We start from the raw sequence: 14,272 nt of genomic DNA on the forward strand, positions 1-14,272 counted from the left end.
CCCCCGGGGGCCGTGAGGACGACGGAACGCGAGCTTGACGCCGGTGACCCCGGTGCGGAACGCGCCCCCCGCAGGCTCGCCGACGTGTCCACCGCCGTCCCCGCCCGCACGCGGACGACGCAGACCCACTGCCCGTACTGCGCCCTGCAGTGCGGCATCGCGCTCACCGCCGGCGACCGTCCGGCCACCCTCGTCCCGGCCGACTTCCCGACCAACCGCGGCGGCCTCTGCTCCAAGGGCTGGTCGGCGACCGAGCTGCTGGACCACCCCGAGCGGCTGACCCGCCCGCTGGTGCGCGCGGTGCCCGGGGACCGCACCTCCGCGTTCGTGGAGACCACCTGGGACGCCGCGCTCGACCTGGTCGTCGACCGGCTCCGGTCGGTGCAGGAGGCCCACGGGCCCGACGCCGTCGGCTGCTTCGGCGGCGGCGGGCTCACCAACGAGCAGGCCTACCAGTTCGGCAAGTTCGCCCGGGTCGCGCTGCGCACCTCCCAGATCGACTACAACGGCCGGTTCTGCATGTCCTCGGCGGCCGGGGCGGCCAACCGCGCGTTCGGCCTGGACCGCGGCCTGCCGTTCCCGCTCGCCGACGTCGGGGAGGCCGACGTCCTGCTGCTGGTGGGCAGCAACCCCGCCGACACCATGCCGCCGGCGATGCAGTACCTGGACGCCTCGCGGGAGAAGGGCGGCCGGCTGTTCGTCGTCGACCCCCGCCGGACGGCGACCGCCCGCGCCGCCGAGCTGCACCTGGCGCCGCTGCCCGGCACCGACCTCGCGCTGGCCAACGGGCTGCTGCACATCGCGCTGGCCGAGGGCCTGGTCGACGACCACTACGTCGCCGCCCGCACCACCGGGTGGGACGCCGTCCGGGCCTCGGTGCAGGCCTATTGGCCCGACCGGGTCGAGCGGCTCACCGGCGTGCCGGTCGCGGCCATGCGGCGGGTGGTGCTGGCGCTGGCGGGGGCGGGGAACGCGATCGTGCTGACCGCCCGCGGCGCCGAGCAGCACCGCCACGGCACCGACACCGCGCAGGCGTGGATCAACCTGTCCCTCGCCCTCGGCCTGGTCGGCCGCCCGGGCAGCGGGTGGGGCACCGTGACCGGCCAGGGCAACGGCCAGGGCGGGCGCGAGCACGGCCAGAAGGCCGACCAGCTGCCCGGCTACCGGATGCTCGCCGACCCCGCCGCCCGCGCCCACGTCGCGGCGGTGTGGGGCGTGGACCCCGACACCCTGCCGCAGCCCGGGCGCAGCGCCTTCGAGCTGCTCGACGCCCTGGGCCGCGACGTGCACGCGCTGCTGGTGCTCGCCTCCAACGTCGCCGTCTCCGCCCCCGACGCCCGGCGGGTCGTGCGCCGGCTCGGCGACCTGCAATTCCTGGTCGTCAGCGACTTCTTCCTCTCCGAGACCGCCGAGCTCGCCGACGTCGTCCTGCCCAGCGCCATGTGGGCGGAGGAGGACGGCACGATGACCAACCTCGAGGGCCGCGTCATCCGCCGCCGCCGGACCCTCGACCCGCCCGGCGAGGCCCGCGACGACCTGGCGCTGCTGGCCGACCTCGCCGACCGGCTGGGCGCGGGCGCGCACTTCAGCGCCGACCCCGAGACCGTCTTCACAGAGCTCGGCCGGGCCAGCGCGGGCGGCAAGGCCGACTACGCCGGCATCACCTGGGCGCGGGTGGACGCCGAGCAGGGCGTGTTCTGGCCCTGCCCGGCACCGGACCACCCCGGCACCCCGCGGTTGTTCCTCGACCGGTTCCCGACACCCGACGGCCGGGCCCGGTTCGTCGCCGTCGAGCACGTCGGAGCGCACGAGCCCCCGGACGCGGAGCACCCCTACGTGCTCACCACCGGCCGCGTCATGGCCCAGTACCAGTCGGGCACCCAGAGCCGCCGGTCGCGCAGCCTGCAGCTGGTCGCCCCCTCCCCGCGGTGCGAGCTGCACCCCGACCTCGCCGCCCGGTACGGCATCGCCCACGACGACCTCGTGGAGCTGACCACCCGGCGCGGGAAGGCCCGGTTCACCGCCACGGTCACCGACGCCGTCCGGCCCGACGTGGTCTTCGCGCCCTTCCACTGGGGCGGCGGGTCCAGCGCCAACGCGCTCACCGACGCGGCCCTGGACCCGATCAGCCGCATGCCGGCCTTCAAGACCTGCGCGGTCGCCGTCGCCCGCGTCGGCGGCCCCGTGGAGCAGGTCCCCGCCCCGACCTCCCAGCCCGTCCCCGTCGTCCTCGAGACCGCACCCCGCACCCCGCTCACCCCCACCCGGAGGAGAACCGCAGCCGTGAAGAGCACCCCGAGGTTCCTGCAGGGCGTCTTCCCCCTCACCGGCGAGGGCCTGACCAAGCCCGGCCCGGTCGACCCCGCGCTCACCTACACGGTGCCGAGCGGGGCCAGCGCGCAGGCGCTCTACTTCCGCGGCGGCAACTCCACCGACGAGTTGGTGTACGTGCTGCTGGTGCGCGACGGCGAGCCGGTGCGCTGGTTCCCGATCGGCGCGAAGGGCGACGTGCACGTGCCGCTGCGGGTCGTGGAGGACCTGCCCGGCGGCACGGTGGTGTCCCTGCACGCCGCCGCCCCCGCGGGCACCACCGGCGAGCTGGTGGTCGACCTGGGTCTGGTGGAGGTCTGATGACGGCGATCCTGGGCGGCCGCGCCGCCGGGCAGACCTCGCTGGCCCTCGACGACGACGACACCCGGGCCCGGCTCGTGGTGGTCGGCAACGGCATGGCCGGCGCCCGGTTCGTGGAGGAGGTGCTCGAGCGCGACGGCGGCGAGCACCTGCGGATCACGGTCTTCGGCGACGAACCGCACGGCAACTACAACCGGATCATGCTCTCCCCGGTGCTGGCCGGGGAGGCCGACGAGGCCGACATCGTGCTCAACAGCCACGACTGGTACGCCGACCGGGACGTCGACCTGCGCGCCGGTGTGCGGGTCGAGCGGGTCGACACCGTCGCCAAGGTGGTCCACGCCGCCGACGGCAGCGCCACCCCCTACGACCACCTGGTGCTGGCCACCGGGAGCCACTCCTTCATCCCGCCGATGACCGGGGTGCGCGCCGCCGACGGTGCTCTGCTGCCCGGCGTCGTCGGCTTCCGGACCATCGACGAGACCCGCGAGATGCTGGCCGCCGCCCGCACGCACCGCAAGGCCGTCGTCCTCGGCGGGGGGCTGCTCGGGCTGGAGGCCGCCCGCGCGCTGCAGGCGCAGGGCATGGTCGTCGAGCTGGTGCACGCCGCTGACTGGCTGATGAACGCCCAGCTGGACGCCGAGGCCGGCGCCGTCGTCCGGCGCAGCGTCGAGGAGCTGGGCATCGCCGTCCACCTGGGGGCGCTGGCCACCGAGGTGCTGGGCACCGACCGGGTCACCGGGATCGTGCTCAAGGACGGCCGGCAGCTGGACTGCGACCTGCTCGTGGTGGCCGCCGGCGTCCGGCCGCACACCGACGTCGCCGTCCGGTCCGGGATCGAGGTGGAGCGGGCGGTCCTGGTCGACGACCGGATGGCCACCGACGTCCCCGACGTCTACGCGATCGGCGAGTGCGCGCAGCACCGCGGCACCGTCTACGGCCTGGTCGCCCCCGCCTGGGAGCACGCCACGGTGCTGGCCGACCTGCTGACCGGCACCGACCCCGACGCCGCCTACACCGGCTCCCGGACGGCGACCAAGCTGAAGGTCGCCGGTGTCGACGTCGCCGTGATGGGCGTGAGCACCCCCGAGCGCGACTCCGACGAGTTCCTGGTGATCAGCGAGCCCAAGCGCGGCGTGCACCTCTCGGTGGTCGTGCGCGACGACCGGCTCATCGGCGCCACCCTGGTCGGCGACACCCGCAAGGTCGCCTTCCTGACGCAGGCCTTCGACCGGGGCACCCCGCTGCCGGCCGAGCGGATCAAGCTGCTGGTCGACCTCTCCGACGGCGACGCCGAGGTGGGCGTGGCCGAGCTGCCCGGCGACTCCCAGGTGTGCAACTGCAACGGGGTGTCCAAGGACCGGATCTGCGGGGCGGTGGCCGACGGGTGCACCTCGCTGCAGTCGGTCATGGACGCCACCCGCGCCGGCAAGGGCTGCGGCTCCTGCAAGGGCCTGGTGCAGCAGATCGTGGAGTGGGCCGCCGACGGCGAGCTGACGGTGGAGGAGTCGGCGTCCTGGTACGTGCCGGGCATCCCGATGCCCAAGCCCGAGCTGGTCGCCGCGATCAGGGAGCACGACCTGCGGTCGGTGTCCTCGGTGTTCGCGACGTTGGCCCGGGGCGGCGAGGAGGACGCCAAGTCCAAGATGGGGCTGGCCAGCCTGCTGAAGATGGTGTGGGGCAGCGACTACGTGCCCGAGCCCGACGCCACCTTCGTCAACGACCGGGTGCACGCCAACATCCAGCGCGACGGCACGTTCTCCGTCGTCCCGCAGATGAAGGGCGGGGTGACGACGCCGGCGCAGCTGCGCCGGATCGCCGACGTCGCGGAGAAGTACGAGGTGCCGATGGTCAAGGTGACCGGCGGCCAGCGGATCGACCTGCTCGGCGTCCGCAAGGAGGACCTGCCCAAGGTGTGGGCCGACCTCGGCATGCCCTCGGGCTACGCCTACGGCAAGTCGATGCGCACGGTGAAGACCTGCGTGGGCAGCGACTTCTGCCGCTTCGGCCTGGACGACTCCACCCAGCTCGGCATCGACATCGAGACCCGCTTCCAGGGCGTGGAGAGCCCCGCCAAGATCAAGATGGGCGTGGTCGGCTGCCCGCGGAACTGCGCCGAGGCCTACGTCAAGGACGTCGGCGTGGTGGCCACCGGCAAGGGCCGCTGGGAGGTCTACGTCGGCGGCGCGGCGGGCGCCTCGGTGCGCAAGGGCGACCTGCTGGCCACCGTCTCGACCACCGAGGAGGTGCTCACCCTCATCGGCCGGTTCATCCAGCTGTACCGCGAGAACGGGAACTGGCTGGAGCGCACCTACGACTTCGTGCCGCGCTGGGGCCTGGACCGGATCAAGGCGGTGCTGCTGGAGGACGCCGAGGGCATCTGCGCCGCGCTGGACGAGGGCATCCAGCGGTCCATCGACGCCTACACCGACCCGTGGGCCCGCGACCTGGCGGAGCCGGCGTCCCCGGGGCAGTTCCGGACGTCGCTGCCGCTGACCGTGCTGCCGCAGGTGCCGGTCCGGTGACGGCGACCGCGCAGGCGCACGTGGTCGGCCGGGCCGAGGAGGTGCCGCTGGGGGAGGGCCGTGCCTTCACCGCCGGGGGGACGCCGGTGGCGGTCTTCCGGCTGCGCGACGGGACGCTGCGGGCGGTGGCGGCGGTGTGCCCGCACGCCGGCGGTCCGCTGGCCGACGGGCAGAGCGACGCCAAGGTGGTGGTCTGCCCGCTGCACCTCAACGCCTACCGCTGGGAGGACGGCAGCTCGCCGACCGGTGCCCCGCCGGTCGCCGTCTACCCGGTCCGCGAGGAGGACGGCGCCCTCGTCGTCGAGGCCTGACCCTCTGCCGCGGGGGTGGCCGCACATCCTGCACGGTGGTCGGCCCGTACGACGGCCGGCCACCGTCAAGGATGTCGGGCCACCCCCTGCCCGCGTGGAGGAGGCCGCCCGGCGCGGCGACCGTCAGCTGAGGGCGGCGAGGGCGGCGTCGACGTCGTCGGGGTGCACGAAGTCCAGCGCCAGCAGCCGGTGCACCAGCACGCCGCGGCGGGTCAGCCGCAGGTCGGCCGGGCGCAGCCGCGGCTGCGCGGCGCCGCCGGGCCGGGGGACGGCGACCGGCGGGTCCAGCAGGCCCGCGCGCTGCAGCTCCACCAGGTCCTCCAGCGCACCCCACGTCACCCACGCGCGCGGGTCGGCCGGCAGCGGCGTCAGCGGCAGCGGCAGCCGGTCGCGGCGGCCGACGGCGGCCAGCAGTGCGAGCTGGCGCCAGGTCAGCGAACGGGTCAGCAGCAGCGTGCGGTCGGCCAGCGCGGCGTCCACGTCGGGGGAGCAGACCACCTCGGCGAACAGGTAGCCCAGGTGGCGGACCCGGCGTTCCTCGGCCGAGGAGCGGGCGGCCAGCAGCACGCCCTCCCCGACCTCGCGCGCGGCCACCCGGCCCCCGGCCCGCTCGGTGAAGAACCCGTCGGCGCGCACGTGCCGGTCGCGGCGGGACAGCGACACCCCGTGCTCCACCGCGAAGGCCAGCGCAGCACCGGCCCGGGCCCGCTCCCGGCGCGGCAGCCCGCCGTCGGCCAGATCGTCGGCCAGCCCGCGCAGGCAGGCCGCGAACCGGTCGTCCAGCTGCAGCGCGGCCTCGTCGGGGGCGTAGACCACCGTGGCCGCCGACCCGGTCATCGACCCGGCGATGCCGAACCCGGACTCGATCAGCGCACGGCCCGGCTCGGTGGTGGTCACGGCGCGATCCTCCCGGGTGCGGCCCGTCCCCGCAGCACTCCTCACCACGAGGGGTCAGCCGCAGTGCGGGGAACGGAACAGAGGTCGCCCGCGCGTGCAACGGAGGGGTCACCCGCAACCCCCAGTCTCGGCCCATGGCCCTGGCGACGGACACCGCACCGACCACCCGCACGCGGCTCGGGGGGAGGTGGATCGACGACTGGCGGCCCGAGGACCCGGAGTTCTGGGAGCGCACCGGCAAGCCCATCGCGCGGCGCAACCTGTGGTTCTCGGTGTTCTCCGAGCACATCGGCTTCTCCATCTGGAGCCTGTGGTCGGTGATGGTGCTGTTCCTCGGCCCGGCCTACGTCGCCGCCGGCACCTTCACCGGCGAGCCCCCGGAGGTCGCGGCGCAGAAGTTCCTGCTGACCGCGCTGCCCACCGCGCTCGGGGCCTTCGTCCGGCTGCCCTACACCTTCGCCGTGGCGACCTTCGGCGGCCGCAACTGGACGATCGTCTCGGCGTCCCTGCTGCTGGTGCCCACCATCGCCACGGCGCTGGTGCTCGAGCCGGGGGTCAGCTACTCGACCCTGCTGCTGGTGGCCTGCCTGGCCGGCGTCGGCGGCGGCAACTTCGCCAGCTCGATGGCCAACATCAACGCGTTCTACCCCGAGCGGGAGAAGGGCTGGGCGCTGGGGCTCAACGCCGGCGGCGGCAACCTCGGCGTCCCGGTCATCCAGCTGGTCGGCCTGCTCGTGCTGGCCACCGCCGGCGCCGAGCACCCGCGGATCGTGCTGCTGGTCTACGTGCCCTTCATCGTGGCGGCCGCGGTCGGCGCCGCCCTGCTGATGGACAACCTGTCGACCACGAGCAACCAGCCGCGGGCGCTGCGGGACGCGACCCGCGAGAAGCACACCTGGGTGATGTCGTTCCTCTACATCGGCACCTTCGGGTCCTTCATCGGGTTCAGCTTCGCGTTCGGCCAGGTGCTGACCAACCAGTTCAGCGACTCCTTCGCCACCCCGCTGGCGGCCGCGTCGCTGACCTGGCTGGGCCCGCTGCTGGGCTCGCTGATCCGCCCGGTCGGCGGGAAGCTGGCGGACCGGTTCGGCGGCGCCCGGATCACCGCCGGGAACTTCGTCGCGATGGCCGTCGGCGCGCTGGTCGTGTTCGCGGCCAGCAAGCTGGGGTCGCTGCCCCTGTTCGTCGTCGGCTTCGTGCTGCTGTTCGTGCTCAGCGGCCTGGGCAACGGCTCGACCTACAAGATGATCCCGGCGATCTTCCGGGTGCAGGCGATGGACGCCGTCTCCGCCGGCGAGGACACCGCGGTGGCCGACCGCCGGGCGCTGCGGATGTCCGGGGCGCTCATCGGCATCGCCGGGGCCGTCGGGGCGTTCGGCGGGGTGCTGGTGAACCTGGCGTTCCGGCAGTCGTTCCTGACCACCGGGACCGGCGACGCGGCCTACCTGGTCTTCGTCGCCTTCTACGTGGTCTGCGTGGCGGTGACCTGGGTGGTCTACCTGCGCCCGGGCACCGCGGTCCGGGTGTAGCTCACACGGCCAGGCGGTAGCCGCGCTTGACGACGGTCTCGACGACCGGTGCGCCGAGCGCGGCCCGCAGCCGGGTCACCGCCATCTCCACCGCGTGCGCGTCCGCCCCGCCGGACAGCGCGGCGAGCAGGTCGGGCCGGGAGACCACCGCACCGGGACGACGGGCGAGCCCCCGCAGCACCGCCATGGGCGCGGGGGCGAGCTCCACCAGCCGGCCGTCGAGGACGACGGCGTGCCCGCGGACCTGCAGCACGTGGCCGCCGACGGACAGCACGCCGTCCCGCTCGGGCAGCCGGGCCACGACCTCGCGGGCCAGCGCGCCGAGCCGCGCCCGCTCCGGCTGCACCGTGCGGATGCCGGCGGCCTCCAGCGGTCCGGCGGTCACCACGCCGACGGCGAAGGCCAGCACGCCGTCGCCGAACCCGGCGAGCACGCCGCCCAGCACGCCCTCCTCCTCGGCCACCTGCAGCGTCGAGGCGGCGGCCGGGGCGGAGGTGAAGGTCACCGCGTCCACCCCGCGGGAGGCGACGACGTGCACCAGCCGGCGCAGCGGGGCGGTGTCCTCGGGCAGCACCCACCGGTAGACGGGGACCTCCAGTACGTCGGCCCCGGCCGTGCGCAGCCCGGTCACCAGGTCGGGCAGCGGGTCGCCGTGCAGCTGGACGGCGATGCGCCGGCCCTCGAGCGGTCCCTCGGCCCCCGACAGCAGGTGCTCGAGCACCTCCGCGGAGCTCTCCGACGCCGGCGACCAGGCGTCGACCAGCCCGCCGCCGCGGATGGCGCCGCGCGCCTTGGGCCCGCGGGCCAGCACCCGGGCGCCGGCGAGGTGGTCGACCAGCGGCAGGTCCCAGGCCTCGGCGGCCTCCAGCCAGCCGCGGAACCCGACACCGGTGGTGGCCACGACCAGGTCCACCGGCGCGCGCAGCACCTCCTTGGTCGCGGCGACCAGCTGCGCGTCGTCGGCGAGCGGCACGATCCGGATCGCCGGTGCGGAGACCACCCGGGCGCCGCGGCGGTCCAGCAGCGCGGTCAGCTCCTCGGCGCGGCGGGCCGCGGTGACGGCGACCGTGTACCCGGCCAGGGGCGGGACGTCCACGCTCTCGGTCACGGCTCCCATGGTGTCCGCTGTGTGTTCCGGCGGTGTGTCAGGGCAGCACACGGGCCGCGTGCGCCGCGACCTCCCCGGCGGTGGTCAGCCACACCCGGTCCCGGTGCGCCGCGATGTGCGCCAGCGCCGCGCGCAGCGGCCGCAGCCGGTGCGGGTGCCCGACCACGTAGGGGTGCACGGCGATGCCCATGACCAGCGGGGCGCTGCGCGACTGCTCCAGCAGCTCGTCGAACGTCGCCACCACCATGTCGGCGAACTCCTGCCCGGACACCTGCCGGGCGACCACGGCGGGGATGTCGTTGAGCTCCTGCGGGTAGGGCACCGACAGGACCCGGCCGGACCGGGTGGCGAACCAGGTCGGCTGGTCGTCGTGGGCCCAGTCGAGCAGGTAGTCGTAGCCGGCCTCGGCCAGCAGGTCCGGGGTGACGTGGCTCTGCGAGATCCACGGCCCCAGCCACCCGGCCGGTCGGCGGCCGGCGCGGTCGGCGTACACCGCGGTGGCCTCGGTGATCAACGCGCGCTCGTCGTCCTCGGACAGGTCGGCCTGCCGCTCGGCGTTGGTGCGGCCGTGCCCGACCAGCTCGTCGCCGCGGGCCAGGAACGCCTCCACCAGCCCGGGGCACTCCTCGAGCACCCGGCTGTTGGCGATCACCGAGGTGGGCAGGTCCAGCGCGTCGAGGGTCTCCAGCAGCCGCCAGGCACCCACCCGGTTGCCCCAGTCGCGCCACGAGTAGTTCAGGACGTCGGGGTCGCCGCCGCCCGGCGCGAGCTCCGCCCCTCGGCCGCGACCGAAGTCGAACACCTCGAGGTTGGTGCCGATGTAGACGGCGAGGCGGTGCTCGCCGGGCCAGTCCCAGACGGGACGCTCGGGGAACGGGGACCAGGCGTAGCGGCCGTGCCGGGCGGGGGAGTCCACCTGCGCCAGCATGCCCGTGGGGCGCGCGGGGCGCGTGGGACGGCGGCGTTCCCGTTCCGCGCCTGGCTGCCGATGTGTGCGACACCACACCCCTGCGGACCCCCACCAGGACCGGCCATGTCGCTCCCGCTCCCTGCACCAGCCCCCGCCGCCCCCCACCCGGCGCTGGCCGCCGCCGTGGACCTGCTCGCCGAACGCGGCTGGCACGGCCTCCACCTGGACGCTGTGGCCGCGCGCTCCGGCGTCCCGGTCCTCCAGCTGCAGGCGGACTGGCCGTCGCTGTCGCACCTGGTGGCCGAGGCGGTCGCCGGGCTGCCCGTCGTCGTGGACCGCGGGGACACCGGCAGCACCGCCGGCGACCTCGCCGCGGCGCTGGAGCACTGGGCCCGCCCGCTGGGGCGCGGCGAGCTCGCGGTGGCCGCGGTCGCCGAGGCCGCCGGCCGGGACGGCGTGCTGCGGGGCGGGGTCGAGGCCGCGGTCGGCGACGCCGTCGACGAGCTGGTCTGCGCGGTCAGCGCCCGGGCGCGCGCCCGCGGCGAGGCGCTGGGCGGCGCCCGCCAGCAGTGGGTCACCGCCGTCCTGGGCGGCGTGGTCTGGGAGCGGATCACCGGCCGCGGCCGGCCGGTCCCCGACGCCCGCCGCGCCGAGCTCGTCGCCTCCGTCCTGGCCGCCTGAGCTCACGGCAGGACGGCGACGCCGTCCGGGCCGGGGTCGTGCGCCGGGGCGCCGTCGACGCGGACGTCGGCGCGCGCCCGGGTGCCCTCCCGGGTGAAGACCGCGGCCTCCGCGCGGGCCCAGTCCGGCTGGAACGCCGTCATCGCCGCCCCGCCCCGGTCGGCCCACCGCCGCGCGCAGACCTCCGGCGGCGCCTCCACCCAGACCAGCAGCGACGTCCGGTCGGCCAGGGCGCGGGCGCCCGCCCCGCAGCCCTCCACGACCAGCACCGGGCCGGCGGGCACCGTCGTGGGCACCCGGAACTCCCCGGCGTGCCAGTCGTAGGCGTCGAAGACCGCGTCCCGGCCCGCGGCCACGGGGTCCAGCACGCGGTCGGTCAGCCGGTCGACCACCCCGTCGAGGGTCCAGCCGGCGTAGAGGTCGTCCAGGTGCACGACCGGTGCACCCAGTGCCCCGGCCAGCCGCTGCGCCAGCGTGGTCTTGCCCGAACCCGCCGGGCCGTCGACCAGCACCAGCCGGGTGGCGCCCAGCCGGGCGGGGGCGGCCCGGACCCGGCCGGCCAGGTCGGCGAGCCTCACGCCGCCGCGGTGTAGCGCGGCACCGGCCCCGGCGTGCCGACGACGGCGCCCCGGCCGGCCAGCACCCGCAGGTGCGCGTCGGTCTCGGTGACCGCGAAGACCCGCATGCCCCGCTCGTAGGACGACCACGGCCGCGACCAGGTCAGGTGCGCGGCCAGGTCCCACGGCGTGCCGCCGGGGTGGGCGCGCACGGCGTCGAGCAGCTCGGCCAGCCGGCGCTCGTGGTGCTCCCGCAGCTCCGCGGCGCGCGCGGCCAGCCCGGTGAACCGCCACTCGTGGGCGGGCAGCACCTCGGCCGGCTCGGGCCGGGCGCCGACGTCGGCCAGCGCCGCCAGGTAGTCGCGCAGCGGGGAGGCCGCACCCCCGGGGACGGTCGAGATGTTGGGGCTGATCCGGGGCAGCACGTGGTCCCCGGACAGGAACACCCCGGTGCGCTCCTCGTCGAAGCACAGGTGCCCGGGCGTGTGACCGGGGGTGTGCACCGCCCGCAGCGACCAGCCGGGGAAGTCCGCGACCTCGCCGTGCAGCAGCCGGCGGTCGGGGACGGCCATCCGGTGGAACCGCTCCCAGCGCTCGGGGTCCCCGACGTCGGAGACCGCCGTCCCCCGGTCGGCCCCCAGGCCCACCAGGAACTCGACCTGGGTGTCCACCGCGGCGCCGGCGTCCCGGCCGGAGAAGGCGGCCACCGCGTCGCCGTCGGCGGGGTGCATCGCGATCCAGGCGCCGCTGGCCTCCCGCACCCGCCCGGCCAGCCCGAGGTGGTCGTAGTGCAGGTGGGTGACCAGCACGCCCCGGACGTCGGCCACCCCGGCGCCGATGCCGGCCAGCCCCTCGGTGAGCGCGGTCCACCCGGCCTCGTGCTCCCACCCGCAGTCGACCAGCCCGAGCCCGCCGCCCTCGAGGGCGAAGGCGTAGGCCGAGACGTAGCGCAGCGGGTTGTCCGGGATCGGGACCGGCACCGACCACAGCCCCGGGCGCACCTCCTCCACCGGTGGCAGCTCGCGGGCCTGCCAGGCGGCGTGCTGCGCGGTACCGGTGATCTCGCTGCTGCTCACCGGCCCGACTCTGCCAGTGGGACACTGGGCGGCGTGAGCAGCCCCGCGACGACGACGGTGTCCGCCACCCCCCGCCGCCAGCGCATCATGTGCGGCCTCATGGCTGCGGTGATCTTCGCCGTGATGCTGGTGGTGTCGATCCTGCTCAAGACGCACACCACCGGGGTGATCGCCTTCCGCACCTCCGACCAGGTGGCCACCACCGGCCTGGGCATCGCCATGGCCGCGGCGACCGTGTACCTCTCGCGTGCGCGGGTCGACGCCGACGCCTCCGGCGTGCGGGTCCGCAACATCGTCGGCACCCACACGCTGCCGTGGTCGGCGGTCCGGGCGGTCCGGTTCGACGAGAACTCGCCCTGGGCCTCGCTGCTGCTGGTCGACGACGACGAGCTGTCGGTGCTGGCCGTGCAGGCCGCCGACGGCGAGCGCGCCGTCCGCGCGGTGGAGGGGATGCGCACCCTGCTGGCCGCCAGCCGGTCCGGCGGGGTACCCTCGGAGGCACCTCACCCCGCTACATGAGGCGCACCACCACGACGACCCCGCCCCGGGTCGTCGTCCAAGAGGAGCCCGCTCCCACCTGACGCCCCCCGGGCGGCCAGGTCACCTGAAGTGCGGGGCCGGTCCGCCGGCCCCTCGGCCCTCCCCGCCCTGCGCGGGTCGAGGGCCCTTCTTCGGGTCGGGACGCTGACTCCTCGTCGCAGAACGAAGAGGAGAGGCCATCACCGAGCCCCGCATCAACGACCGCATCCGCGTCCCCGAGGTCCGCCTGGTCGGACCCGAGGGTGAGCAGGTCGGCATCGTCTCCATCGGCGAGGCGCTGCGCCTGGCCCAGGACTCCGAGCTCGACCTCGTCGAGGTCGCTCCCATGGCCCGGCCGCCCGTCGTGAAGCTCATGGACTACGGGAAGTTCAAGTACGAGGCCGCGCAGAAGGAGCGCGAGGCCCGTCGGAACCAGTCGCAGACCGTCATCAAGGAGATGCGCCTGCGGTTGAAGATCGACCCGCATGACTACGAGACCAAGAAGGGCCACGTCGTCCGCTTCCTCAAGGGCGGCGACAAGGTCAAGATCACGGTGATGTTCCGCGGTCGCGAGCAGTCCCGCCCCGAGATGGGCTACCGGCTGCTGCAGCGCCTGGCCGGCGACGTCTCCGACCTCGGCGTCGTGGAGTCCAACCCCAAGCAGGACGGCCGCAACATGGTCATGGTCATCGCGCCGCACCGGAACCAGGCGGCGCAGCAGGCCAAGACCTCGGACGCGAAGAAGGCCAAGGCGGACGAGACCGCCGAGGTCCAGGAGCGACCGCTGGCCCCGCAGTCCCCGCCGAAGCCCGCACCCAGGGACCCGGTCGAGGCCGACCAGGCCTGACCGGCCCGGCCCGACCCAGACACCGAAGAAGGACCGAGGACATGCCGAAGAACAAGACCCACAAGGGCACGGCCAAGCGCATCCGCGTGACCGGCTCCGGGAAGCTCGTCCGCGAGCACACGAACAACCAGCACAAGTTCGAGGTGAAGTCCTCCTCGCGCAAGCGCCGGGTGAAGGGCTCCGAGGTGCTGTCGCCGGCCGACGCGCCGCGGATGAAGAAGCTGCTCGGTCTCTGACCGCCCCCACCCCCTTACCGATCTAGAGGAGTACTCACGTGGCACGCGTGAAGCGGGCGGTCAACGCCCAGAAGAAGCGCCGGACGACCCTGGAGGCCGCCAGCGGCTACCGGGGCCAGCGGTCCCGGCTGTACCGCAAGGCCAAGGAGCAGGTGCTCCACTCGGCGACCTACGCCTACCGCGACCGCAAGGTCCGCAAGGGTGACTTCCGCAAGCTGTGGATCACCCGGATCAACGCCGCCGCCCGGTCCAACGACATGACCTACAACCGGTTCATGCAGGGCCTCAAGCTCGCCGGCATCGACCTGGACCGCAAGGTCCTCGCCGAGCTCGCGGTGAACGAGCCGGCCGCCTTCGCCGCGCTGGTGGAGACCGCCCGCGCCGCCGTGGCCGCCGCGCCGAACCAGACCGGCGTCGCCGCCGCCTGATCCACCTGACGACGCCG

14 protein-coding genes are annotated in these 14,272 nt (G+C 75.1%); 9 read left to right on the forward strand and 5 right to left on the reverse strand.

The genetic code is table 11. The annotated features are described in order from the left end of the window. Positions 1-84: 84 nt before the first annotated feature. Genes BLT39_RS15025 through BLT39_RS15035 form a run of 3 tightly spaced genes read left to right on the forward strand, consistent with a single transcriptional unit; the run spans position 85 to position 5,467 of the window. Entirely contained in the window at positions 85-2,631 is a 2,547-nt protein-coding gene (locus tag BLT39_RS15025) for a molybdopterin oxidoreductase family protein (protein WP_091064786.1), read from the forward strand. Beyond that, positions 2,631-5,156, forward strand: coding sequence for a nitrite reductase large subunit NirB (nirB, locus tag BLT39_RS15030; protein ID WP_091064789.1), 2,526 nt, complete (start codon positions 2,631-2,633; stop codon positions 5,154-5,156). Before BLT39_RS15025 ends, nirB begins: the two co-directional genes overlap by 1 nt. Next, positions 5,153-5,467, forward strand: coding sequence for a Rieske (2Fe-2S) protein (locus tag BLT39_RS15035; RefSeq protein ID WP_091064792.1), 315 nt, complete (start codon positions 5,153-5,155; stop codon positions 5,465-5,467). Before nirB ends, BLT39_RS15035 begins: the two co-directional genes overlap by 4 nt. A gap of 123 nt (positions 5,468-5,590) precedes the next feature. Here BLT39_RS15035 and BLT39_RS15040 read toward each other — a convergent pair whose 3' ends face one another. Next, the gene (locus BLT39_RS15040; protein WP_091064795.1) at positions 5,591-6,364 is read right to left on the reverse strand and encodes a hypothetical protein; all 774 of its coding nucleotides are present in this window, start codon (positions 6,362-6,364) and stop codon (positions 5,591-5,593) included. Between the two features lie 134 nt (positions 6,365-6,498). Between BLT39_RS15040 and BLT39_RS15045 the strand changes: the two genes are divergently transcribed. Further along, positions 6,499-7,893: a nitrate/nitrite transporter gene (locus BLT39_RS15045; protein ID WP_091064799.1), complete on the forward strand. Its 1,395-nt coding sequence runs from the start codon at positions 6,499-6,501 to the stop codon at positions 7,891-7,893. Between the two features lies 1 nt (position 7,894). On the opposite strand, the gene BLT39_RS15050 is transcribed toward BLT39_RS15045, so the two are convergent. After that, complete coding sequence (locus BLT39_RS15050; protein WP_242658444.1) at positions 7,895-9,001, reverse strand: uroporphyrinogen-III synthase; 1,107 nt, start codon at positions 8,999-9,001, stop codon at positions 7,895-7,897. A 37-nt stretch (positions 9,002-9,038) separates the two neighbouring features. Further along, positions 9,039-9,917: a polysaccharide deacetylase family protein gene (locus BLT39_RS15055; RefSeq protein ID WP_207507980.1), complete on the reverse strand. Its 879-nt coding sequence runs from the start codon at positions 9,915-9,917 to the stop codon at positions 9,039-9,041. Positions 9,918-10,034: 117 nt separating this feature from the next. On the opposite strand from BLT39_RS15055, the gene BLT39_RS15060 reads away from it, so the two are divergent. Next, complete coding sequence (locus BLT39_RS15060) at positions 10,035-10,592, forward strand: TetR/AcrR family transcriptional regulator C-terminal ligand-binding domain-containing protein (RefSeq protein WP_165640280.1); 558 nt, start codon at positions 10,035-10,037, stop codon at positions 10,590-10,592. Positions 10,593-10,594: 2 nt separating this feature from the next. Here BLT39_RS15060 and BLT39_RS15065 read toward each other — a convergent pair whose 3' ends face one another. Then, on the reverse strand, positions 10,595-11,170 hold the full coding sequence (locus BLT39_RS15065; RefSeq protein ID WP_091064813.1) for a uridine kinase family protein: 576 nt from the start codon (positions 11,168-11,170) through the stop codon (positions 10,595-10,597). Then, a complete protein-coding gene (locus tag BLT39_RS15070; protein ID WP_091064816.1) occupies positions 11,167-12,225 on the reverse strand; it encodes an MBL fold metallo-hydrolase in 1,059 nt (352 codons plus the stop codon). The genes BLT39_RS15065 and BLT39_RS15070 overlap by 4 nt, the downstream gene beginning before the upstream one ends. A gap of 33 nt (positions 12,226-12,258) precedes the next feature. Here BLT39_RS15070 and BLT39_RS15075 point away from each other — a divergent pair, with 33 nt between their 5' ends. The 4 genes from BLT39_RS15075 to rplT all read left to right on the forward strand — a co-directional run bounded on the left by BLT39_RS15075 (position 12,259) and on the right by rplT (position 14,255). Further along, a complete protein-coding gene (locus BLT39_RS15075) occupies positions 12,259-12,744 on the forward strand; it encodes a PH domain-containing protein (RefSeq protein ID WP_242658445.1) in 486 nt (161 codons plus the stop codon). A gap of 214 nt (positions 12,745-12,958) precedes the next feature. Next, a complete protein-coding gene (infC, locus tag BLT39_RS15080; RefSeq protein WP_278246995.1) occupies positions 12,959-13,591 on the forward strand; it encodes a translation initiation factor IF-3 in 633 nt (210 codons plus the stop codon). Between the two features lie 41 nt (positions 13,592-13,632). Further along, entirely contained in the window at positions 13,633-13,827 is a 195-nt protein-coding gene (rpmI, locus tag BLT39_RS15085; protein ID WP_091064823.1) for a 50S ribosomal protein L35, read from the forward strand. Positions 13,828-13,865: 38 nt separating this feature from the next. After that, positions 13,866-14,255 carry a 50S ribosomal protein L20 gene (rplT, locus tag BLT39_RS15090; RefSeq protein ID WP_091064826.1) on the forward strand — a complete coding sequence of 130 codons (390 nt, stop codon included), beginning with the start codon at positions 13,866-13,868 and terminating at the stop codon, positions 14,253-14,255. The last annotated feature ends 17 nt before the right edge of the window (positions 14,256-14,272 follow it).

The organism is Klenkia brasiliensis, from assembly GCF_900100695.1.
GTDB lineage: Bacteria > Actinomycetota > Actinomycetes > Mycobacteriales > Geodermatophilaceae > Klenkia > Klenkia brasiliensis.

Coding starts and splice junctions, on each gene's coding strand:
- nirB (WP_091064789.1), top strand. CDS start 2,631: ATGACGGCGATCCTGGGCGGCCGCGCCGCCGGGCAGACCTCGCTGGCC.
- BLT39_RS15045 (WP_091064799.1), top strand. CDS start 6,499: ATGGCCCTGGCGACGGACACCGCACCGACCACCCGCACGCGGCTCGGG.
- BLT39_RS15060 (WP_165640280.1), top strand. CDS start 10,035: ATGTCGCTCCCGCTCCCTGCACCAGCCCCCGCCGCCCCCCACCCGGCG.
- rpmI (WP_091064823.1), top strand. CDS start 13,633: ATGCCGAAGAACAAGACCCACAAGGGCACGGCCAAGCGCATCCGCGTG.